The organism is Nocardia sp. NPDC005825 (genome assembly GCF_040630175.1).
In the GTDB taxonomy this organism is placed as follows: Bacteria; Actinomycetota; Actinomycetes; order Mycobacteriales; family Mycobacteriaceae; genus Nocardia.
Window position 1 is genome coordinate 1 of record NZ_JBEXXC010000015.1, and the last position, 21,002, is coordinate 21,002.

A 21,002-nucleotide genomic window follows, 5' to 3' on the forward strand; every position below is an offset into this window, starting at 1 on the left:
CGCCCGCGTGACATGCCCCTCCCCCGCGGCCGCGTCGAACGCCGCGAGCAACGGAATCAGGGCCTCCACCTGCGACGACGTCATGTGGCCGCGCGGCCGCGACCTGTTACTTGAACGGGCCGATGCCGTTGAGCGGGTTGCCGCCGTGCAGGTAGATGTAGACCAGGATGGCGGCGGCCACCGCCGCGACGAAGGCGGCCAGCGAGCCCAGGAACGGGCGGGTGGACCAGGCGCGGTTGCGGTCGAGCGAGTAGCGGCCGGGGCCGGTGAGGATGAGCGCGGTGGTGATGCCGACCAGGATCGACTCGATCTCGACCGAGTTGGTCTTGGCGGAGTACTGGAAACCGGGAACCATGCCCTGTTTCCACATCCACGCGTCCAGGATCACCGCGAGCAGCGCGCCCGCGGCCAGCGGCGTGGCCAGGCCGATCAGGACCAGCACGCCACCGCCGAGCTCGCCGGCGATGAGCATGGGCGCGGCCAGGTCGACGTGCTTCCAGCCACCGCCCTGCATCGCGGTCTTGATGCCGTCGAAGCCGGGTCCATGGAACCAGCCGAAGGCCTTCTGCAGGCCGTGATAGGTGAAGGTGCCGCCGATGACCAAGCGCAGCAGGAGGAGTCCGAGGTCCACGGTGCCGCGGCGGTCGTCGCGACGGCGGCGGCCGTTGTTCTCCGGAGGCGCGGCCGGGGCCGGAGGGATGCTGGCGAAGGAGTAGGTCGAGGACGGCTCGGCGGCGGAGCTGTCGGCCGCGCCCGGGACGGAGTTCTTGCCCTGCGAGTAGAGCGGGACGTCCGGATCGAGGCCGAGTTCCTCGTCGGTGCGCGGGAGGTTCCGCTCGGTGCCGTGGCCGACCTTCTGCGGCGTGATCTTCTCGGTCGCCTGGCCGGGCTGCCCGGTGCCCTGGCCGGGCTGCTCGGCGGCCGGACCGGAAGGGGCGGCGGGCGGCGGTGTGATCTTCTCGGTGGGCTCCGCGCCGGACGGGGCGGCGAACTGCTCGGTCGGCGAGTCGAAGGGGCTGCGGACCGGGGCGCCGGCCGGGCGCGGAGCTGCGGGCGTGGCGTCGCCCGCCGCGGCGGACGGCTGGTTCGGCTTGTTCGTCACCCGGGTCAGAGTATTAGCCGCAACCGTCCGGCACCCCGCAGAACGTGGGCGTGTCCGCTGGCCGATTCGCGCCACGGTGGAGTGTTTCGCCACGGCACGCCTTTTTGCGACACCCCGTCCGAGCGGTGACGGCAGGTTTTCCGTAACGTCTCCACCATGAGTCTGGTTGCCGCTGACCGTGTCGGGGTGGGTGCACGGATGGTCCGCGCGGGCGCCGGGCGGATCGTGCTGGGCATGACGCTCGGCGCGGTGCTGCTGTCGGGGTGCGCGCGCTTCGACGATCGCGCCTCCAGTCCGTTCACCACCGAGCCGACCTGGCAGGACGCCGAGCCCAAGACCAGCACCCCCAAGACGCCGCCGACCAATGCCAAGCGTCCGGATCTGCCGTGTGTGGATCCCGATCTGGCCGTGGTGGTCTCGTGCCTGGACACCACCGGCGGGCTGGTCGCGTTGCCCGACGGCGGCAGCGCGCTGGTGGCCGAGCGCACCACCGGGCGGATCCTGAAGGTGGTCGCCACCGACGAGGGTGAGCCGCCCGCGCCGGTGGAGGTGGCGAAGGTGGATGTCGACCCGGCCGGGGACGGCGGCGTGACCGGGCTGGCGCTGTCGCCCACCTACGGTGAGGACGGCCTGGTCTACGCGTACGTGACGACGCCGAGCGACAACCGGGTGGTGCGCATCTCCACCGACGGCGGCGCGCCCAAGCCGATCCTGACCGGAATCCCGAAGGGCGCCAACGGCAATCGCGGGTCGATCGATTTCACCGCGCACGACCGCATGCTGGTGCTCACCGGCGACGCGGGCAACCCGGCGCTGGCCGCCGACACCGGCTCGCTGGCGGGGAAGCTGCTGAGCATCAACGCCCCCGCGCCCGGTGCGGCCGCCGATGTGATGGTGTCCGGAATCGGGGTGGCGGGCGGCGTGTGCTCGGACGGCAAGGGGTCGATCTGGTTCACCGACCGCACCGCCACCGAGGACCGGCTGCAGCGGGTCGGCGCGGATGGCGTGCCGGTGAAGGCATGGACCTGGCCCGATCACCCGGGGGTCGCGGGCTGCGCGGCCGCCACGGACGCGGTCGCGATCTCCATGACCAATCAGAAGGCGCTGGCCATCGCCATGGCCGACAAGAACACCCACGCGGTGACGGCCGCGCCCTCGCTGCTGGCGCAGGACAAGTACGGCCGCCTCGACGGCGCGGCGATCGGCGGCGACGGCAATATCTGGGTCGGCACCGTGAACAAGCCCGACGGCAGTCCGAACCAGTACGACGATCGGGTGGTGCGGATCCCGCCGCCGAGCGCCGGTCAGGGCAACGGTCCGGACTAGCCTCCGGCGCACGCTGCGGCGCACAGCACTCGCTGTGCGCCGCAGCGCTTTCCGGCTCAGGCTCGGGCGGCCTGCGTGACCGGCATCTGCAGTTCGATGACCCATTCGGCGGAGGCGGGGTCGCCGGGGGCGTTGAGGTAGACCTCGCGGATGGGAGCGCAAGGGGCGTAACCGTTCTCGTCGGCCCAGCGGCCCATGGCCTCGAAGGACACGCACAGTTCCGACAGTTTGCCGCGGTGGGCGAGGGTGGCGGCCTGCGTGATCGCGGGCAGCTCACGCAGCTCGAAGGGGGTGCCGGCGGTGGCGGCGCCCGCGACCTGGTGGGCGACGTGGACGCGCAGACCCGCTTCCAGCTCTTCGTAATACACGACCGGCGCACCGGTGATGGTGAGTCCCGCCTCCGGGATCGACTTCCCCAGCCGCTGGTAGAGCCGCTCGATGATCGGGCCGACGGCGGCCTCACCGGATTCGGCCGCCACATCGCTCATTTCGGCGACGAGTGTGGGGGCCAGGGATTTCACGACGATTTCCTGCTCGGGCATGACGCCCTCCCTTTCGATACGCAGGAGCCTCGCCTCGACGGACTGGAGTCGCGCGGTGTCCGCGGCCACCTGATTGGCCAGCTGGGCGCGACGCAGTTGCAGCATGCCGTGCAACCGTTCCGCGGATAGCTGACCGTCGAGCATCTCGGCCACCTGTTGCAGGGTGAAGCCGAGATCCTTCAGCGCGACGATGCGGTTGAGCCGGGCGAGCTGATCGGCCGCGTAGAACCGATAGCCCGAGTACGGGTCGACCTCGGACGGCGGTAGCAGCCCGATCTCGTCGTAGTGGCGCAGCATTCGCACCGACACCGATCCGAACCTGGCGAAGTCTCCGATACTGAACATGACTCCTCCAGGCTCGGGCCTAACACGGTGTGAGGGTCAAGCTCAGCCCTCGACGCCGCAGGCGGCGAGGACGAGTTCGCGGACGCGAGCGGCGTCGGCCTGGCCGCGGGTGGCCTTCATGACGTCGCCGACGACCTTGCCGGCGGCCTGGACCTTGCCGGAGCGGATCTTCTCGGCGATGTCGGGGTTGGCGGCGAGGGCCTTCTCGACTTCGGACTGCAGGGCGGAGTCGTCGGAGACCATGCCCAGGCCCTTGGCCTCGACGATGGCGGCGGGCTCGCCCTCGCCGGCGAGGACGAAGTCGACGACCTGCTTGGCGACCTTGTTGTTGATGGTCTTGGCCTCGACCAGCCCGGCCACCTCGGCGACCTGCTTGGGGGTGATGGTCAGGTCCTCGAGCGAAACCTGGCTCTCCTTGGCCTTTTCGGTGAGGTAGGCGACCCACCAGGAGCGGGCGGCGTCGACCGAGGCGCCCGCGTCGACGGTCGCGATGATCAGGTCCAGCGCGCCGGCGTTGACCAGGTCGCGGAACACCTCGTCGGACAGGCCCCAGTCGGACTGGATGCGGGCGCGGCGCAGCCACGGGTACTCGGGGATGGTGCCGCGCAGTTCCTCGACCCAGGCGGCGTCGGGCGCGATGGGCTCGAGGTCGGGCTCCGGGAAGTAGCGGTAGTCCTCGGCGGTCTCCTTGATGCGGCCCGGCGAGGTGGTGCCGTCGGTCTCGTGGAAGTGGCGGGTCTCCATGAGGATCTCGCCGCCGGAGGCCAGCACCGCGGCCTGGCGGCGCATCTCGAAGCGCACCGCGACCTCGACGCTGCGCAGCGAGTTCACGTTCTTGGTCTCGGTGCGGGTGCCGAATTCCTTGGCGCCCTTGGGCATCAGGGACACGTTGGCGTCGCAGCGCAGCGAGCCCTGCTCCATCTTCACGTCCGACACATCGAGGGACTTGAGCACCTCGCGCAGCGCGGTCACGTACGCGCGCGCCACCTCGGGGGCCCGCTCGCCCGCACCCTCGACGGGCTTGGTGACGATCTCGATGAGCGGCACGCCCGCGCGGTTGTAGTCGAGCAGCGAGTGCGAGGCGCCGTGGATGCGGCCGGTCGCGCCACCGACGTGCAGCGACTTGCCGGTGTCCTCCTCCATGTGGGCGCGCTCGATGTCGACCCGGAAGACCGAGCCGTCATCGAGGACCACGTCGAGGTAGCCGTTCTGCGCGATCGGCTCGTCGTACTGGCTGATCTGGTAGTTCTTCGGCTGGTCCGGGTAGAAGTAGTTCTTCCGCGCGAACCGCCCCCAGGGGGTGATGGAGCAGTTCAGCGCGAGCCCGATGCGGATCGCGGACTCGACGGCCTTCTCGTTCACCACCGGCAGCGAGCCCGGCAGGCCCAGGCACACGGGGCACACCTGGGTGTTGGGCTCGGCGCCGAATTCGGTCGGGCAGCCGCAGAACATCTTGGTCGCGGTGCCCAGCTCGACGTGTACCTCCATGCCGAGCACCGGGTCGTACCGGTCGATGACATCGGAGTAGTCCATCAAGTCCACGGTCGCTGCGCTCATGCGCTCCATCCTATTTACCCGCCGATCAGTCCACGGCGATGGCCTCCACGATGGGCATCCGGGCGGCGCGCAGGGCGGGCGGAATCGCCCCGAGCAGAGCCAGTCCGAGCGCGACGATCGCGTACACCACCAGCAGTGGGCTGGGACGATAGGCGATGTCCATGGCGATGGCGTGCCCGAGGGCCACGGTCGCCAGATAGTGCACGCCCGACCCGATCGCCAGTCCCAGGGCCGCGCCCGTCAATCCGATGCCCGCGGCCTCGGTGAGCACGGTGCGCAGCAGGAAGCGGCGGCTGGTGCCCATCGCCCGCAGCACGCCCAGTTCGCGGCGGCGTTCCAGCACCGACAGCATGAGGGTGTTGAGCAGGGCGATGGTGGCGACCAGGACCACGATCCAGAGGATGGCGGCGCTGATCGCGGTGCCCTGCTGGACGCTCGACGAGATCGCGTCCACCGCTTGCCGTCCGGTGCTGACGTGGATTTCGGCCGGCACGGCGGCGCGGACTGCGGCCATCACCGCGGCGTGGTCCGCGCCGGGCGCGAAGTCGATGCCGATGATGGTCTCGCCCGGCCGCTGGTACCACTGCCGCATGATGTCGAGGTCGAGCACGACCACCCCGGCGATGGCGGAGAAGTACGGCACCACCCGCAGCACCTGCACCCGGTGTTCACCGGACGGCGTGGGCAGGGTGACTTCGGAGCCTTCCTCCACGCCGAGGGAACGGGCCACGTCACGCGAGATGACGATGCCCTCCCCCGCCGCCATGCGCGCCTGCTCGGTCTTGCTCACCGAGTCGAGCGCCGAGGTGCGTGCGACGCCGTCCTCGTAGCCCTGCAACATGACGCGGCCGCGGCCCAGGGTCGCGAAAGCCATTTGCGCCGAGCCGACTCCGCCGACGCCGGGGATGGCGGCCAGCTTCTCCTTCAGATCGGCGGGCAGCAGCGGCCCGGTGGGGAACTGCTCCATGGCGGTCGGGCTGACGAACACGTCGGTGCGGCCCAGGCCCTCGAAGCTGTCGGTGGCGGCGCTGACCATATTGCGGCTGGCATTGCCCATGGCGACGATGGCGGTGATGCCGATCATGACCGTCATGACGGTGGCCCACACCCGGCGCGGCGCGCGTTCGATGGTGGTGGCGCCCAATGCTCCCGGCGCGCCGAAGAGTCCGGCCACCGCGGCGACAGCGCGCACGATGGGTCCGGTGGCGGCGAAGCACAGCACCACCGATCCGCCGATGGACAGCGAGATCGCGCCGATCGAGTAGCGGCCCAGATCCAGCTCGGCGACCGCGATGGCGCCGCCCACCATGGCCAGGCCGAGGGCGGCCGCGGACCAGCGCAGGATCGGGCTCACCCGGTCGGCCGTGCCGACGCCGACCGGGGCCAGCGCCTCGATGGGCGCGACCTTGTACACCTGCCGCGCCGCCAGGGCCGCGGCCGCGACGCTGGCCAGCACGCAGGCGGCGATCGCCACCGGCACCGCGTATCCGGGCACCTCGTATTCGGTGCGCGATTCCACCGAGTTCACGATGGCCGCGGGCAGCTGATGGATCGCGGTGCGGCCCATGAAGATTCCGATGATCGCACCGATCAGGCCGCCCACCAGGCCGAGCAGCGCGGCCTCGGTGAGCAGGTCGCGCACCATGGGTCCGCGCTTGCCGCCCATGGCCCGCAGCAGCGACAGCGTCGGACGGCGTTGCGCCACCGCCATGCTCATGGCGTTGTAGATGAGGAAGGTCGACACGATCAGCGCCGCCGCGGAGGAGGCGAGGGTGGAGAAGCGCACCAGCATGATGGCGCCGCCCGCCTGCGCGGTGCGCAGGTCCGGATCGGCGACCACGGCCCGGCCCGCGACCGCGGTGGTCAGATCCGAACGCAGCTGTCCCGCATCGATGTTCGGCGCGGGCACGATCTGCACCGAGTCGATGTGCCCGGCCCGGCCCGTGATCTTCTGCGCCACCGGCAGCAGCGCGAACACGATGTGGCCGCCATTGATCTTGGCCGCGGTGGCGTCGTCGATGACGCCCGCGACCGTGGCGGTCACGGTGCCGAGCTGGAACCGCTCCCCTTCGCCGTGCCCCATGGCGGCGCCGACCAGCACCCCGTTGGGGACGGTGAGCAGCTTGCCCGCCTGGTCTTTCAGCGTCCCGCCTAGATCGCTGCCCAGCTGGGCGATGGACTGGTCGACGCCGATCAGCAGCGCCCGATTGTCGTCGGCCCCGATGGACTGGCGCAGCATCGGCGCGGCCGTCTCGACCCCGGGCACGGTCCGGATCTGTTGCAGCAGTGACTGATCGAAGCCGGCGTCGGTGACGCCGCTGACCTCGAGCGCGGCCTTGCCGCCGAGGCTGTGGGTGAGTTTGTCCACCGAGCCGGTGATGGAGCCGGAGATGCTGAAGACCGAGACCAGCAGTCCGGCGGAGACGCCCATCACCACCATGGCCATGATGGTGCGGGCGCGGTGGGCGAGCAGCTCACCGATATTGAACAGCCGGAGGCGGTCCCAGGCAGCGCGGATCATGCGCGCACCGCCCCGGCGCCGTTGGCGGCACCATTCGCGGCGGTCTCGGCGCCGGTGGCCTCGGCGCCATTCACGGCGGGTTGGGCGGCGTCGGTTTCGGGAACCGTCCGGACCTCCCCGTCATCGCCCCGCTCGACCCGGTCGATGGACCCGATCCGCCCGTCGCGCAGGTTGATCACGCGATCGCAGTACCGCACCGCCCCCATGTCGTGGGTGACCATGACCACCGAGTTCCCCGCCTCGGTGATGTCGGCCAGCAGCCGCAGGATCGAGGCGCCGGTCTTGGAGTCCAGGTTGCCGGTGGGCTCGTCTGCGAGGATGAGCGGCGGGTCCATGATCAGCGCCCGGGCCACCGCGACGCGCTGCATCTGCCCGCCGGATAGTTCCGCGGGCCGGTGGTCGGCGCGTTCACCGAGGCCGACCAGGTCGAGCAGTTCGAGGGCGCGCGGCTTGGCCTTGCGCAGTCCGCTGCCGTCCAGCAGTTTCGGGATGGCGACGTTCTCCCACGCGGTGAGGGTGGGCAGCAGGTTGAAGAACTGGAAGATGAAACCGACACGCTGCCTCCGGAATTCGGACTGCGCATCGTCGTCGAGGTCGCCGATCTCCTTGCCCTGGAAGCGAATCGACCCCGAGTCCGGCGAGTCCAGCGCGCCGAGCAGGTGCAGCATGGTGCTCTTGCCGGAACCGGAGGGCCCGATGATCGCGGTGAACTCCCCCGCCCCGATCCGCAGGCTGACGCCGTCCAGGGCGCGTACGGCCTGCTCACCCACCCGGTATTCCTTGGTGACGTCGGTCAATTCCAGCATTGTCTACCCCTCGAAGATCAGTGCATCGGTGTGGTGCGGTCAGCCGGCCAGCGCGCGCAGGCGGGGACGGCGGTAGTACAGGCTATCGGTGTCGCAGGCATCGAGCAGGGCGCGCAGCGCGGGCTGCTCGGCGCAGAGTTCGGCGTACGCCTCCTGCGCCAGAATGCCCTTCTCCATTGCGTTCTCGAGTTTCACGGTCAGATGGTTCTCCCAGCGGTTCCGCAGCGCCAGCAGCACGCCCTCGGGTCCGCCGAAGAGCCGGTCCAGGTCCGGCAGGTCGTGGAAGAGCGTGGGGTCCAAGGGATTTCGTGCGAAGTCGCGGCGCGCCGCCCGATCCAGGACGGTGTGCAGAATGTCGGTGCGAGCGTGAAGATCTGCCCAGGACATGACGCCAACCTCTCGTTGAACGCCCGCTGATGGCGAGCGTGTCGGCTGTTGTCCCCAAACTACGATCGGCCTCCCGCCGCTGTCTTCGTGCCGCGGACGCGACTTGACCTCCTACCCCGGTAGGAGACGGACCCCTGCCGCCGGACGATGTACGCCGTCTGATTCCACGGATAGCCTTGCAGAATGAACGTGACCAGCGCCACCCCCGCCGCCCTGGGGCAGGAGTTGCTGGAGGGACTGCGCCGCGCCGGCGCGGGGTTCCGGCGATTCGCACGCAATCCGATCGCCGACTATCAGCGCTGGGTGGAGGCGACCGGGTTCGACTACCCCGCCTCGATGGCCGTGCTGGTGGATTTGATGATGTACATCATCGCCACGACGGCCTTCGCGCAGCGAGTGGCCGCGGGCTATTTCCCCAGCGCCCTCGCGACGACCGCCTTGGCGGTGGTGCTGGTGACCGGCCCGCCGTGCATCATCTTCGACTTCAAGCCGCGCCCGGTACTGCTGGCCGGGCTGACCATGATCTCGGTGGCGCTGTTCCTGTCCCAGCCGGTCGCGCTCGACGCCGCGCCGCTGATCCTGATCGTCATCGCCGGCGAGATCGCGGCCATCTCCCGCACCGCGGTCAGCCTGCCGGTCGGGCTGGCCATGTTCGCCGAGCTCGTGTTCTTCGAATCGGTCGGGCACATCGACGGGTTCACCTGGTTCGCGCTGGGCATCCTGTTCGCCTGGTTCACCGGCCAGCTACTCAACTATCAGCGCCGCTACCTGTATCAGGAGCGCGACTACCAGGACATTCGCGCGCAGGCGGCGGCCGACGAGGAGCGCCGCCGCATCGCCCGCGAGGTGCACGACGTGATCGCGCATTCGCTGAGCATCACCCTGTTGCACGTGACGGCCGCCCGGCACGCGTTGCAGACCGACCGGGACGTGGACGAGGCGGTCGATGCGCTGTCCGACGCCGAGCGGCTGGGACGCCAGGCGATGGCCGACATCCGGCGTACGGTCGGCTTGCTCGGCGAGCGGTCCGCACCCCTGCGGCCGGAACCGGGCCTGGATGACATCGGGGGTCTGGTCTCGGACTTCGTGCGTGCCGGCATGGAGATCGACTTCCGCTCGGACGGCGACCCCGCCGAGATCTCAGCCGCCCTGGGCCTGGCCCTGTATCGAATCTGCCAGGAATCTCTGGCCAATGTCGCCAAGCACGCGCCGGGCGCACGGGCCCGAGTCCGAATCATGGTGTACCCCAGGAACATCGAGCTGACGGTGACCAACACCCTGCCCGCGGGTGCGGTGTTGCGGCCCGGGCTCGGCATGGGCATCTCCGGTATGCGCCAGCGTCTGGCGGCGCTCGGCGGCACCCTGTCCTCGGGTCCGCACGACGACGGCTGGCAAGTACACGCCAGAATTCCGACCACCGGCCAATGGCCCTGCGTGGCCGCCGCCGAACACGGACTGCGCACCGCCATGCAGGCCGTGACCATGAAACAGCCGCAGCAGGAGGGTTTGTGACCGACCGTCCGGACGAGGAACCGATCGGCGTCCTCGTAGTCGACGATCAGGAGCTGGTACGCGGCGGACTGCGCCGAATCCTGCGCCGCCGCGACGGTTTCCTGGTGAGCGAATGCTCCGACGGGGACGAAGTGCCCGCGGCGGTGGCCGCGCACCGTCCCGACCTGGTCCTGATGGACCTGCGCATGAAACGGATCGGCGGCATCGAGGCCACCCGGACGCTGCGCGCGGACCCCGGCGCGCCCCCGGTGCTCGTGCTCACCACGTTCGACGACGAGCAACTGTTGTCCGGCGCGCTGCGCGCGGGCGCGGCCGGGTTCCTGCTCAAGGACTCGCCCGCCGAGGACCTGATCCGCGCGGTCCGCACCGTCGCCGGCGGCGGCTCGTGGCTGGATCCGACCGTCACCCCGCGTGTCATCGATACCTACCGTTCGGCGCGCCCCACTCCGGCACCGGCCGGCAATCGCCTGTCCGAGCTCACGGTTCGCGAGCTCGAGGTGCTCGAACTCATCGGCAGAGGCCGGGTCAACGCCGAGATCGCGACCGCCCTCGGCATCTCCGAAGTAACGGTGAAGAGCCACGTGGGACATATCTTCGGGAAGCTTGGGTTACGCGACCGCTCCGCTGCCATCGTCTTTGCGTTTGACCACGGCGTAGTCGCACCGGGAGAATCCACCTCCTAGAGGGGTGGGTCGCGGGTCCTCGTCTGCTTCCCTCCCAAGAGTGTGGAGGTTTGACGGGGTGGATGCGCCATCGCGGGCCGGGAGCAGGTTCGGGCCGTACGAGTTGCGCTCGCTGCTCGGCAAGGGCGGCATGGGCGAGGTCTACGAGGCCTACGACACGTCCAAGGATCGGGTCGTCGCGCTCAAGCTGCTGCCCGCCGAGCTCGCAAAAGATCCCTCCTACCAGGAGCGTTTCCGGCGCGAGTCGCAGGCGGCGGCCCGGCTGGCGGAGCCGCACATCATCCCCATCCACGACTGGGGCGAGATCGACGGCGTCCTCTACATCGACATGCGGCTGGTGCGCGGCCGCGATCTGCGTTCGCTGCTGGACGGTTCGGGGGCGCTGCCGCCGCTGCGGGTCATCGGGATCATCGAGCAGGTGGCGGCGGCGCTGGACGCCGCGCACTACTCGGGGCTGGTGCACCGCGACGTGAAACCCGCCAACATTCTTGTCACTGATGCGGATTTCGCATATCTCGCGGACTTCGGCATCGCGCGCGCCGAGGGCGACTCCACCATCACCATGACCGGCACGGCCGTGGGCTCCTACGCCTACATGGCCCCCGAGCGGTTCGACGCGGGCCCGGTCTCCGGCCGCGCCGACATCTACTCGCTGGGCTGCGTGCTGCACGAATGCCTCACCGGCGACAAGCCGTTCCCGGCCGACAACATGAGCGTGCTGATCCGCGCGCACCTGTCCGAGACGCCGCCGCTGACCAGCATGCTGCGCGGCGGGATTCCGCCCGCCCTGGACGCGGTGATCGGCAAGGCGCTCGCCAAGGACCCGAACGACCGCTTCTACACCGCGGGCGAATTCGCGCGGGCCGCCCGCGCGGCGCTGGCCGGTCAGGGCCCGCCCCCGAACCTGCAGGGCGCCGCTGGCCAGGGTGCGCCGGGGCAGCCGCCGCGGCCGGGCCGGACCGTGCCGCCCGGCCCGCCCGTGGGCGCGCCCCCGACCACCGTGCTGCCGACCGGCGGCCCGGCCGGTCCGGCGACGACCATGCTGCCGGGCGGCACCCCGCCGCCGCCCGCCCGCAATACCGATCCGACTGTGCGGCAGACCAATCCCGGTCGCCCGAACACCACGTCGATCCCGGCCTACATCACCGGCTCCTTCCCGGCGGCCGAGGATCCCTCGCCGTCGAGCGATCTGCCGATCATCACGCCCTCGGACCCGACCCGGGTGCGGGTCAGCGACTTCCACTACACGCCGCTGCCGCCGGACGCCCAGCAGCAGGCGGTATGGGGTCACGCCCAGGCGCAGCAGCGGGACTTCCCGTACGCGCCGGCCCCGGATCCCTCGCTGTATCCGACCTCCGAGCACGCCATCGTGCAGCCCGAGCCCCGGGAGCCGGGGCGGCGGCGCAAGCGGTCGGTGGCGGCGCCGGTGTCGATCGCCGTGCTGGTGGTGGCGCTGGCCGCGATCGCCGGTGCGATCGGCTGGCAAGTCCTCGACCGCTCCGGCAACGAAACACCCATAACGACGGCAGCACAGGGTGTTCCGGGAACCACGCCTCCGCGCTCACAGCAGACGAGCCCGGTGGCGCCCACCACGACATCCGACGCGGTCCAGCTGCCGCCGGGTGCTACGCCGTGTCCACCGACGTATGCGGCGCTGGGCGGCTTCGCCAATTCCGCGATCGGGAACACGGTCACGTCCTGTCCTTTCGCGGAGGCGGTTCGCCGGTCTTATGCCGATACGGCTACTGGCCGGCCGGGGTCGCCGGTTACTGTGGTGGCAGTGAGTCCGGTGACGGGCCGGTCTTACACGATGAACTGCACGGCCGCAGGCAAATTGGTGACCTGCGCTGGTGGCGAGAACGCGGTGGTGTATGTCTACTGATCCGATCCCGGCCTGTTGCAAGGGTTTTGTGCGCGGGCTGGCGGTGGCGGCTGTCCTGGCCGTGTCCGGGTGTGGTGTGAATGTCGGTGCGGTGCACCATTCTTCGGCGCAGGCGGATGAGATCAAGCCGGTCGGGGACAGCTCGAAGCTGCAGTCCCCGCCCCTGATCGCGCCCGAATTGCCCGAACTGTTCGGTTTGCCGAAAACCATTGCGTTCGCGGCGGATTTCGCCGAACTGAAGGCCGGACTGGAGGGCCGGATCGGCCTCGCGGTGATGCCGGTCGGCGGCGGCGAGATGACCCAGCTGGGCGACTGGACCACCGGCATCGCGTGGTCCACCATCAAGGTGCCGCTGGCCCTGGCCGCACTGCGCCACGACCCCACCGGCATGCGCTCCACCGCCGAGGCCGCCATCACCTTCTCCGACAACGATGCGGCGCAGACGCTGTGGACCTCGCTGGGCACCGGCAGCGAGGCCGCCGAGGCGGTCGAGTCGATCCTGCGCGAGGCCGGAGACGTCGCCACCGATGTCGCCGCCCGCCACACCAAACTGGCCGCGCTGGAATCCGACGATCTGCTCGCCTTCGGCGCGACCGACTGGTCGCTGGCCGACCAGGTGCACTTCGCCTCCCGGCTGCCCTGCCTGCCGCGCGCCAATTCCGTTGTCTCGCTGATGAGTGAGATCACCCCCAGCCAGAGCTGGGGCCTGGGCCGGCTGATCGGCGCGGAATTCAAGGGCGGCTGGGGTCCCGACGACGACACCGGCAAATACACCGTCCGCCAGTTCGGCCTCGTCCCGACGCTGAACGGACCGGTGGCGGTGGCGCTGGCGGCCGAACCCGACTCGGGCAGTTTCGATGACGCCACCGACATGATGGACAAGCTGGCGCTGCTGGTCGGCGACCACCTGCCCGACCTACACGGCGGACTCTGCTCGCACTGACCCGTTTCGGCCGCGCACCACCGAAAACCACCCATACCCACGGCATTTGACCCCCGTCGTCCGGGCACACGACAATCCCTGAGATTGACGGGGTTCCGGTGCGTCCGCTAGGAACAGGGAACGCGCCGGACGCCGGGGCAGATGGAGGTTGACGGGTGCACGCACCGATTTCACGCGGACGGCGGCGGCTCGCCCGGACCGCCGGTCGCGGCGCCCTGGTGTTGCTGCTCGGCGCCTTGACGGCCTGCAGCAGCAAACCCGTACTGGTACCGGACAAAACGAGCACCGTGGCGACGCCCGGAGCCACCGTCCCGGCCACCGCGGTCGCCCTGCCGGGCACGCTGGCCTGGGATTTCGTCAACGAGCTGAAGCCGTCGCTGTCGGGCAAGGTGGGGCTGGCCATCACGCCGGTGGGCAGCGATCGCACGGTGGCGCTGGGCGATTGGAGCTCGGGACCGGGCTGGTCGACCATGAAGGTGCCGCTCACCCTGGCCGCGCTGCGCAAGAGCTCGTCCAACCAGACGGCCGCGATCAATGCCATCGAGTACTCCGACAACAGCGCGGCCGACACCCTGTGGCAGGCGCTGGGCTCGCCCGATATCGCCGCCCAGACCGTCCAGGACGTGCTACGCGAGGGTGGCGACACCGACACCACGGTGCCCGCCACCCGCACCCGATCCGACTACTCGGCCTTCGGGCAAGCCGACTGGTCGCTGGCCAATCAGGTCAAATTCGCGGCCAAACTGCCCTGTCTGCCCGAATCCGACGCGGTCACCTCGCTGATGAGCAAGGTCAGCTCCGGTCAGCGCTGGGGGCTGGGCACTCTGGACGGGGCCGAGTTCAAGGGCGGCTGGGGCCCCGACACCAGCGGGAACTACCTGGTCAGGCAGCTGGGCCTGATTCCCACCACCGGCGGGCAGATCGCCATCGCGATTGCCACGCAGCCCAATTCGGGCTCCTTCGACGACGGCACCGTCATTCTCACCAAGGTCGCCACCCTGATCGGCAAGCACCTCGACGAGCTCCGGGGCGGGGTCTGCGCGGCGGGCTAGCGGCCCGGCCGAACCGCCGCGAACCGTAACCGGCGGTTCACGGGGGTGCAGCCCACGAACCACCGCTCTCAGGGCAAGATGGGGTCCATGCGCATCGGAGTCTTGACCGGAGGCGGAGACTGCCCAGGCCTGAATGCCGTCATCCGTGCTGTCGTTCGCACCGCGAACGGCCGCTGGGGGGATGCCATCGTGGGATTCCAGGACGGCTGGCGCGGACTACTCGAGGATCGCAAGATCCAGATCCTCAACAACGACCGCACCGACCGGCTGCTCACCAAGGGCGGCACCATGCTCGGCACCGCGCGCACCAATCCGGATGTCCTGCGCGCCGGACTCCCCCGCATCAAGCAGACCCTCGACGACAACGGCATCGACGCGCTCATCCCCATCGGCGGCGAGGGCACCCTCACGGCCGCCTCCTGGCTGGCCGACGAGGGCGTCCCCGTGGTGGGCGTGCCCAAGACCATCGACAACGACATCGACTGCACCGACACCACCTTCGGCCACGACACCGCGGTCGCCATCGCCACCGAGGCCATCGACCGGCTGCACACCACCGCCGAATCCCACCAGCGCGTCATGCTGGTCGAGGTGATGGGGCGGCACGCGGGCTGGATCGCCATCAACTCCGGCATCGCCGCCGGCGCCCACCTCACCCTGGTGCCCGAGGTGCCGTTCGACGTGGACGAGGTCTGCGCCATGGTGAAACGGCGCTTCCAGCGCGGGGATTCGCACTTCATCTGTGTGGTCGCCGAGGGCGCGCACCCCGATCCGGAGTCCATGACGCTGCGCGACGGCGGCATCGACGAATTCGGGCACGTCCGCTTCACCGGGGTCGCCCAGCAGCTGGCGCCGGAGATCGAACGGCGCATCGGCAAGGAGGTCCGGGTGACGGTGCTCGGACACGTGCAGCGCGGCGGCACGCCGACGCCGTACGACCGGGTGCTGGCCACGCGATTCGGCGTGCACGCGGCGGAAGCCGTGCACGCCGGGCAATTCGGGCAGATGGTGGCGTTGCACGGCACCGACATCGCGCTGGTGCCGCTCTCGGAGGCCACCAAGCAGCTGAAGCTGGTGCCGCAGGACCGGTATCGGGAGGCCGCCGCCTTCTTCGGCTGAGCCGGAACAGCTCTCACGGCCCTCGCACGCGACCGTGCGAGGGCCGTTTCGCGTCCCGGGGAGAACCGCTCAGTCGTCGCGGTGCTGGGCGTAGTGACGGGCCGCGCGGGCGCGATTGCCGCAGGCCACCGAGCACCACTCCTGGCGTGGATGGGATTTCACGAAGTACCGCACGCAGCGCGGGGCGGGGCAGACGCGGATCTGCTCGGCCTGCGGCCCCCCGAAGAACTCGATGACGGCGTCGGCCAAGCCGGCCTTGACCGTGTCCAGTTCGGTCTTCGTGAGCAGCCGGTATTCGAGACGCTGCCCTTCGCTGTCCCATTCGAGCTGCCGCAGCGCCGGGGCGGCGGCGTGGTTGATCGCGGCCAGCGACTCGGGGAAGGGCGGCAGCACGGTGGCGTCGGCGGAGCTGGGCGGATGCGGCGCAACGTATTCCGCGAACAGCGCGCGCACCTGCTGGCGCAGGTCCACCAGGGCGGAGCGGTCGTCCTCGGTGGGCAGGTAGGCCTCCAGGTCCACGTACATGCCGACATTGGCGGCATGGGCGACCAGCCATTCCCGGGTGGATTCACGGGTGCCGAAGGCGTCCGTCAGACCGCGGCTGGTGGCGCGGATGGTGTTCGCCAAACGAAGTGCCAAGGGATCGACCATGACTCGATTCTAACGGGTATTGATTTCCGAAGCCATGATGTTCTAACGTGTGAAAGCACGATCTTCCGTTAGAAAGTTGAGGACGTCATGATCACTCCGATCGAGCAGGCTCCCCTGTTGGACGAGGTCCGCAAGCGCATGGGCCGGGTGCCGAACATGACCAAGGTGATGGCGAACGCGCCCGTGGTACTGGAGGGTTACCTCGGGCTGGCCGGCGCGCTGAAGAAGGGCACGCTGCCCGCCCCGACCTCGGAGCGCATCGCGCTCACCGTCGGCGCGGCCAACGACTGCGGCTACTGCGTCGCCGCGCACACCTTCACCGGCAAGCGGGTCGCCAAGCTCAGCACCGAGGAGATCGAGGCCGCCAAGCAGGGCACCTCGGCGGACGCCAAGGAGGCCGCGGCCGTGGCCTTCGCCCGCGAGCTGACCGAGAGCCGCGGCAAGGCCGATCCGGCCGAGGCGCTGGCCGCGGGCTGGACCCAGGAGCAGGTGCTCGAAATCGTGGCCCTGGTCGCCCTGCAGACCCTGACCAATTACGTCAACAAGGTCGGCGAGACCGAAAACGACTGGCCCGCCGCGTAATTTGTCCCATTCATGGCGTGATCGGCCCCCTCGGGGGCCGCACGCGAATACCTAAGGTCGACACTCATGAACGGCGTCAAGTCCCCCAGCCTGATCGACGCGCAGGTGCTGCGCTCCCTGCTGCACAACGGCATCGTGGTCCGCGCGGTCGCGCTGGCCGTGGCGACCATCGTGCTGCTCGCCATCCACCACCCCACCTGGGTCCCCTACGCGGTCAGCGGTTACGCCATCTGGAACGCCGCCGCGGTCACCCTCAACTCCGCCCGCGCCGCCGCGCGCGCCGCCTGAGCGCGGCCGAAAGCGGTCCGCGCGCAACCTCAGTGGTCGAACCGCCCCGCGGCCACGGCGGTGGTGAAACGATCCCAATCCGCCGGCGGGAACACCAACGCCGGACCACCGGGATTCTTGCTGTCCCGCACCCCGACACCGCCGGCCAGGAACGCGATCTCCACGCATTCCTTGGCCCCGGTGCTGCGGGCGCTCTTGAACCACCGGACGCCGGGTTCGACGGTCACGTCGCGTACTCCTTCGCCGCCCTCCGCAGGAGGTCTCTGCTCGTCGCCTCGTCCAGCGCGGCGCGCTGAATCGCTTGGTAGGCCTCGCGGTAGCGATCGACCGCGGCCTGCTTCTCCAGGTAGAGATCGCCGAGAAAGTTCTCCAGGTAGACGACCGTGGGTTCGACGGGCCGATTACCCGCGTCATAGCCGAAATCCAGGATCACGAACGGGCCCACGGTGTGGCCGATCGGCACCCCCGCCGAAAAGGGTAGTACACGAACAGCGATCGTCGGCAGAGTCGACATGTCGGCCAGCCGCCGCAGCTGCCCCGCCATCACGCGCGGACCGCCGACAACGCGACGTAGTGCGGTTTCGTGCACTACCACATCGAAATGCGCGGGACTTCGCTTGCGCGTCAAGAGGCTTTGACGACGGGTCTTCAACTGCACCCGGCGGTCGAGTTGGTCACTTGCAGCATCCGGCCAGTAATCATTGATCAGGACCCGTGCGTACTCAGCGGTCTGCAACAGGCCGGGAATGATCTCCGGCTGGTAGGAGATGAGGCCGCGGGCCGAAGCCTCCAGGCCCACATACACATTGAAACCCTCGGGTATCAGATCGTCGTACTCGTGCCACCACGACTTGACGCTGGTCTGTTGCGCGAGTCCGGTCAGGGCCGAACAGAATTCGTCGTCGAAGTCGTAGATCCGACACAATTCACGGACATCGAGAACCCGGATCTTCTCGGCATTTCCGGTTTCCAGACGCTGCAGTTTGGACTCGCTCCACTCCATCAGGGCGGCGGCCTCGGCAATCGTCATATTGCACTGCATCCGGCCTTCCCGCAGGTACCTCCCCAGCTGCCGGCGCGGCAAAGTCGAACCATGATCGGACATCGAATCCTCCCCCACGAAGGCTGTTTTCGGTCACTGCGAATGATGCTCCCACGCGATATGAATGCCGACCTGGAGCTTTCGGAAAGTTTCCCACCGCGGGGCGGGCAGTGATTGTCGGTTCGCCGAATCGGTGCTGGACTGGAGTCGCGCCCGGTGAGAACCGGAGCCCTGATATCTCTGGACCCACTCGTCCCCGAGCCGGGCGCACCCAATCCCCTCTGTGCCGAACTCCGCGATCGGGTGCGGCAAGGACCCGATTGCGGCGTGGCGGGCAAGGAATCTCGGTAGGCTGGGGTCGGCCCGGCGCACCACCGCCGCACGCCGAGCGCCAGCGCCGGACCGCGAACTGTCCAGCCCCCTGCGCTGCCCCCGGTGGACACCATGATGTATCTGTTCGACTGCACAATGGACCCCGGCGACCTGGGCCTGCCCCAGGCCCATCAAGCCATGCAGATCCACAAGTTCTGCACCGTGGACAACTGCCTGGTCCGCCGCCGAGCCCGCCAAATCCTCGTCGACAAAGGGCAAATGGTCCTCGGCGACCGCGCCCGATATCCCTAGCCCGACACCACCACGACGGCCACGGCCACCAGCAGCACCAGCACCAACACGGCGAGCCCCAGCACCACCAGCGCGGTGGTTTGCGAGGCTGCGGCCCGCTGCCCGGCCGCGGGAACCGCCGGCGGCCGCACCGGTCCGACCCCGAACGGCGGCGGACCGAATCCCTGCTGCCCCGGCATTCCCACCGGTCCGGCCGCCACCCTCTCGACAGCACCACTCGAAACCGGCTCGGCCACAACGAACTCCGTCGCGGGCGCGGCCCGCACCGCTCCTCCGGCGGCCTGATTCGCACCCGCGGGCACGAACGCGCCCGAATCCGGGTGCCGCGACATCCCGCCCGCCTCGTCCTCACCGCGGACCACCGTCTCCGGCGCATGCTCGGGCGCGCCGTCACCGGCCGACTCATCGGGACGGGTCGCCGTGTCGCCGCCGGTCGATCCGGGCTCCTCCCCGACGGCGGTCGGCGAATCCTCCACCACCGTCTCGAGATCCGTGGAATCGGATGATTCCGACGCCGACTCCAGCACCACCGGTTCGGGCTCCTCCCCCGAAGGGGCCGCCGAAACCACCGGCTGCGGAACGACATCGGTCGGCCGCTGCCACACCTCGTCTCCGGAAGGCTGCGGCCGATACCGCGGCCCCGACCCGACCTGATCGGCGGCTCCGGACGGCGGCACACCCAGGACCTGGGGCGGCGGCGTGGAACCGCCCGCGGCGGCGGGTTCCGACGCCTGCGGGTAGGGGCGAACGGTGGGGCCTGAGCCGACGCGGTCCGCGTCCTGCGACACCGGGGGGACCGGTGCAGCCGGCGCGGGATACGCGGAGGGCCCGGCCGGGGATGGCGACGGTACCGGATAGGCCGGTCCCACCGGGGGCGGGAGGACGGGCTGGCCGGACTGGGGTTGCGGGGCCGGGTAATTGGGAGCGGCGGCCGGTTGCGGGGAGTTCGGTGCGGCCGGCTGGGGTGCCGGGTAGTTGGGTGCGGCCGGCGGGGGCTGGGCGGCGGACGGCGGCACCGGGTAGGGCTGCTGGTTCGCCGGGACCGCCGGGGGCGGGTAGGCGGCCGGCGGGGCCTGGTACGGCGGGGCGGGGTAGGGCTGAGGCTGGGCGTAGTTCGGTTGGGGGGCGGGTGGGTTGGGGTAGGCGGGGTGCTGCGCCGGGGGTCCGGAGAGGGCTCGGCGGGCGGCCTTGGCGAAGTCGGTGCAGGTGGGGAAGCGGTCGGCGGGGCGTTTGGCCATGGCCTTGGTGAGGACGGCGTCCATGGCCGGGGAGAGGCCGGGGCGGCGGAGGCTGACCGGGGGCGGGAGCAGCTGGAGGTGGCCGCGGATCAGTTCGCCGGGATGGGGGGAATCGAAGGGGCCCATGCCGATCAGGAGCCAGTAGAGGGCGCAGGCCAGGGAGTACTGGTCGGTGGTCGGGTCGAGGTGAGCGCCGGTCATCTGTTCGGGCGAGGCGTAGGCCAGGGTGGCGGTGAACATCCCGGCCTGGGTGAGGTGGGTGGAGTCCTCGCGCAGGCGGGCGATGCCGAAGTCGGTGAGGAAGACGCGTTCGCCGTGGCCGGCGACGGCGCGGGCCAGAATGATGTTGGCGGGCTTCACATCCCGGTGCAGGACGCCCATGCCGTGCGCGTAGTCCAGGGCGTCGGCGACGCCCTCGATCACCTGCACCGCGCGCTCCGGGGGCAGCGTGGCCACGTTCACGCCCGCCGCGTCCACCCCGTCCACGTACTGCATGGAGATCCAGAGCATCTCGTTCTCGGTGCCGCGGTCGTACACCTCGACGATATTGGGGTGGTCCAGGCGCGCGACCAGATCCGCTTCGCGCTCGAATCGGGCACGGATCTCGGTGTCCGCGTACAGTTCCCGGTTCAGCAGCTTCAGTGCCGTCAGCTTGCCCAGGCGCGGATGCCGGGCCAGATACACCGAGCCCATCCCGCCCTGACCGAGCAGTCGTTCGATGGTGAACCCGGCGAACACGTCACCGCCATTCAGCACTGTCCACGACCCCCTTCCGGTGACGTACAAATCCGTGAGCCTAC

Annotated in this window: 20 protein-coding genes; 10 read left to right on the top strand and 10 right to left on the bottom strand. The window is 69.9% G+C overall.

Annotated features, from left to right (window positions below; genetic code table 11):
- Positions 1-106: 106 nt before the first annotated feature.
- Positions 107-1,102, bottom strand: a complete 996-nt coding sequence (locus ABZ382_RS30495) for a DoxX family protein (RefSeq protein ID WP_357096077.1) — start codon at positions 1,100-1,102, stop codon at positions 107-109.
- A 198-nt stretch (positions 1,103-1,300) separates the two neighbouring features.
- Here ABZ382_RS30495 and ABZ382_RS30500 point away from each other — a divergent pair, with 198 nt between their 5' ends.
- Positions 1,301-2,428, top strand: a complete 1,128-nt coding sequence (locus tag ABZ382_RS30500; protein ID WP_357096392.1) for a PQQ-dependent sugar dehydrogenase — start codon at positions 1,301-1,303, stop codon at positions 2,426-2,428.
- A gap of 56 nt (positions 2,429-2,484) precedes the next feature.
- Here the strand turns inward: ABZ382_RS30500 and ABZ382_RS30505 are convergent, their stop codons facing one another.
- Genes ABZ382_RS30505 through ABZ382_RS30525 form a run of 5 tightly spaced genes read right to left on the bottom strand, consistent with a single transcriptional unit; the run spans position 2,485 to position 8,586 of the window.
- On the bottom strand, positions 2,485-3,315 hold the full coding sequence (locus tag ABZ382_RS30505) for a MerR family transcriptional regulator (protein WP_357096080.1): 831 nt from the start codon (positions 3,313-3,315) through the stop codon (positions 2,485-2,487).
- A 42-nt stretch (positions 3,316-3,357) separates the two neighbouring features.
- The gene (gene gatB, locus ABZ382_RS30510; protein WP_357096083.1) at positions 3,358-4,872 is read right to left on the bottom strand and encodes an Asp-tRNA(Asn)/Glu-tRNA(Gln) amidotransferase subunit GatB; all 1,515 of its coding nucleotides are present in this window, start codon (positions 4,870-4,872) and stop codon (positions 3,358-3,360) included.
- A 25-nt stretch (positions 4,873-4,897) separates the two neighbouring features.
- A complete protein-coding gene (locus ABZ382_RS30515) occupies positions 4,898-7,393 on the bottom strand; it encodes an FtsX-like permease family protein (protein WP_357096086.1) in 2,496 nt (831 codons plus the stop codon).
- Complete coding sequence (locus tag ABZ382_RS30520) at positions 7,390-8,199, bottom strand: ABC transporter ATP-binding protein (protein ID WP_357096089.1); 810 nt, start codon at positions 8,197-8,199, stop codon at positions 7,390-7,392. Before ABZ382_RS30520 ends, ABZ382_RS30515 begins: the two co-directional genes overlap by 4 nt.
- Before the next feature lie 39 nt (positions 8,200-8,238).
- Positions 8,239-8,586: a hypothetical protein gene (locus ABZ382_RS30525; protein ID WP_357096092.1), complete on the bottom strand. Its 348-nt coding sequence runs from the start codon at positions 8,584-8,586 to the stop codon at positions 8,239-8,241.
- Positions 8,587-8,769: 183 nt separating this feature from the next.
- On the opposite strand from ABZ382_RS30525, the gene ABZ382_RS30530 reads away from it, so the two are divergent.
- From ABZ382_RS30530 to ABZ382_RS30555, 6 genes are all read left to right on the top strand, one after another.
- Positions 8,770-10,098, top strand: a complete 1,329-nt coding sequence (locus ABZ382_RS30530) for a histidine kinase (protein ID WP_357096095.1) — start codon at positions 8,770-8,772, stop codon at positions 10,096-10,098.
- The gene (locus ABZ382_RS30535; protein WP_357096098.1) at positions 10,095-10,781 is read left to right on the top strand and encodes a response regulator transcription factor; all 687 of its coding nucleotides are present in this window, start codon (positions 10,095-10,097) and stop codon (positions 10,779-10,781) included. The genes ABZ382_RS30530 and ABZ382_RS30535 overlap by 4 nt, the downstream gene beginning before the upstream one ends.
- 58 nt (positions 10,782-10,839) lie before the next feature.
- Positions 10,840-12,663, top strand: coding sequence for a protein kinase (locus tag ABZ382_RS30540; protein ID WP_357096101.1), 1,824 nt, complete (start codon positions 10,840-10,842; stop codon positions 12,661-12,663).
- 91 nt (positions 12,664-12,754) lie between these two features.
- A complete protein-coding gene (locus ABZ382_RS30545; RefSeq protein WP_357096104.1) occupies positions 12,755-13,606 on the top strand; it encodes a hypothetical protein in 852 nt (283 codons plus the stop codon).
- Between the two features lie 155 nt (positions 13,607-13,761).
- A complete protein-coding gene (locus ABZ382_RS30550) occupies positions 13,762-14,658 on the top strand; it encodes a hypothetical protein (protein ID WP_357096107.1) in 897 nt (298 codons plus the stop codon).
- An 87-nt stretch (positions 14,659-14,745) separates the two neighbouring features.
- Positions 14,746-15,777 carry an ATP-dependent 6-phosphofructokinase gene (locus tag ABZ382_RS30555; RefSeq protein WP_357096109.1) on the top strand — a complete coding sequence of 344 codons (1,032 nt, stop codon included), beginning with the start codon at positions 14,746-14,748 and terminating at the stop codon, positions 15,775-15,777.
- 69 nt (positions 15,778-15,846) lie between these two features.
- Here ABZ382_RS30555 and ABZ382_RS30560 read toward each other — a convergent pair whose 3' ends face one another.
- The gene (locus ABZ382_RS30560; protein WP_357096112.1) at positions 15,847-16,428 is read right to left on the bottom strand and encodes a CGNR zinc finger domain-containing protein; all 582 of its coding nucleotides are present in this window, start codon (positions 16,426-16,428) and stop codon (positions 15,847-15,849) included.
- Between the two features lie 87 nt (positions 16,429-16,515).
- On the opposite strand from ABZ382_RS30560, the gene ABZ382_RS30565 reads away from it, so the two are divergent.
- Both ABZ382_RS30565 and ABZ382_RS30570 read left to right on the top strand, forming a co-directional pair.
- Positions 16,516-17,010, top strand: coding sequence for a carboxymuconolactone decarboxylase family protein (locus ABZ382_RS30565; protein ID WP_357096115.1), 495 nt, complete (start codon positions 16,516-16,518; stop codon positions 17,008-17,010).
- 66 nt (positions 17,011-17,076) lie between these two features.
- Positions 17,077-17,298, top strand: a complete 222-nt coding sequence (locus ABZ382_RS30570) for a hypothetical protein (protein ID WP_357096117.1) — start codon at positions 17,077-17,079, stop codon at positions 17,296-17,298.
- Between the two features lie 29 nt (positions 17,299-17,327).
- On the opposite strand, the gene ABZ382_RS30575 is transcribed toward ABZ382_RS30570, so the two are convergent.
- Both ABZ382_RS30575 and ABZ382_RS30580 read right to left on the bottom strand, forming a co-directional pair.
- Entirely contained in the window at positions 17,328-17,525 is a 198-nt protein-coding gene (locus tag ABZ382_RS30575; RefSeq protein WP_357096120.1) for a DUF397 domain-containing protein, read from the bottom strand.
- Positions 17,522-18,403: a helix-turn-helix transcriptional regulator gene (locus tag ABZ382_RS30580; protein WP_357096121.1), complete on the bottom strand. Its 882-nt coding sequence runs from the start codon at positions 18,401-18,403 to the stop codon at positions 17,522-17,524. The genes ABZ382_RS30575 and ABZ382_RS30580 overlap by 4 nt, the downstream gene beginning before the upstream one ends.
- Positions 18,404-18,784: 381 nt before the next feature.
- On the opposite strand from ABZ382_RS30580, the gene ABZ382_RS30585 reads away from it, so the two are divergent.
- Positions 18,785-18,964, top strand: coding sequence for a hypothetical protein (locus ABZ382_RS30585; RefSeq protein ID WP_357096394.1), 180 nt, complete (start codon positions 18,785-18,787; stop codon positions 18,962-18,964).
- Here the strand turns inward: ABZ382_RS30585 and ABZ382_RS30590 are convergent.
- A complete protein-coding gene (locus tag ABZ382_RS30590; RefSeq protein WP_357096124.1) occupies positions 18,961-20,958 on the bottom strand; it encodes a protein kinase in 1,998 nt (665 codons plus the stop codon). The genes ABZ382_RS30585 and ABZ382_RS30590 overlap by 4 nt on opposite strands.
- Positions 20,959-21,002 lie beyond the last annotated feature (44 nt).

Bases quoted from the DNA above. Each gene is read 5' to 3' on its own strand.
- ABZ382_RS30500 (WP_357096392.1), top strand. From the start codon at position 1,301: ATGGTCCGCGCGGGCGCCGGGCGGATCGTGCTGGGCATGACGCTCGGC.
- ABZ382_RS30505 (WP_357096080.1), bottom strand. From the start codon at position 3,315: ATGTTCAGTATCGGAGACTTCGCCAGGTTCGGATCGGTGTCGGTGCGA.
- gatB (WP_357096083.1), bottom strand. From the start codon at position 4,872: ATGAGCGCAGCGACCGTGGACTTGATGGACTACTCCGATGTCATCGAC.
- ABZ382_RS30515 (WP_357096086.1), bottom strand. From the start codon at position 7,393: ATGATCCGCGCTGCCTGGGACCGCCTCCGGCTGTTCAATATCGGTGAG.
- ABZ382_RS30520 (WP_357096089.1), bottom strand. From the start codon at position 8,199: ATGCTGGAATTGACCGACGTCACCAAGGAATACCGGGTGGGTGAGCAG.
- ABZ382_RS30525 (WP_357096092.1), bottom strand. From the start codon at position 8,586: ATGTCCTGGGCAGATCTTCACGCTCGCACCGACATTCTGCACACCGTC.
- ABZ382_RS30530 (WP_357096095.1), top strand. From the start codon at position 8,770: ATGAACGTGACCAGCGCCACCCCCGCCGCCCTGGGGCAGGAGTTGCTG.
- ABZ382_RS30555 (WP_357096109.1), top strand. From the start codon at position 14,746: ATGCGCATCGGAGTCTTGACCGGAGGCGGAGACTGCCCAGGCCTGAAT.
- ABZ382_RS30560 (WP_357096112.1), bottom strand. From the start codon at position 16,428: ATGGTCGATCCCTTGGCACTTCGTTTGGCGAACACCATCCGCGCCACC.
- ABZ382_RS30565 (WP_357096115.1), top strand. From the start codon at position 16,516: ATGATCACTCCGATCGAGCAGGCTCCCCTGTTGGACGAGGTCCGCAAG.
- ABZ382_RS30570 (WP_357096117.1), top strand. From the start codon at position 17,077: ATGAACGGCGTCAAGTCCCCCAGCCTGATCGACGCGCAGGTGCTGCGC.
- ABZ382_RS30580 (WP_357096121.1), bottom strand. From the start codon at position 18,403: ATGTCCGATCATGGTTCGACTTTGCCGCGCCGGCAGCTGGGGAGGTAC.
- ABZ382_RS30585 (WP_357096394.1), top strand. From the start codon at position 18,785: ATGATGTATCTGTTCGACTGCACAATGGACCCCGGCGACCTGGGCCTG.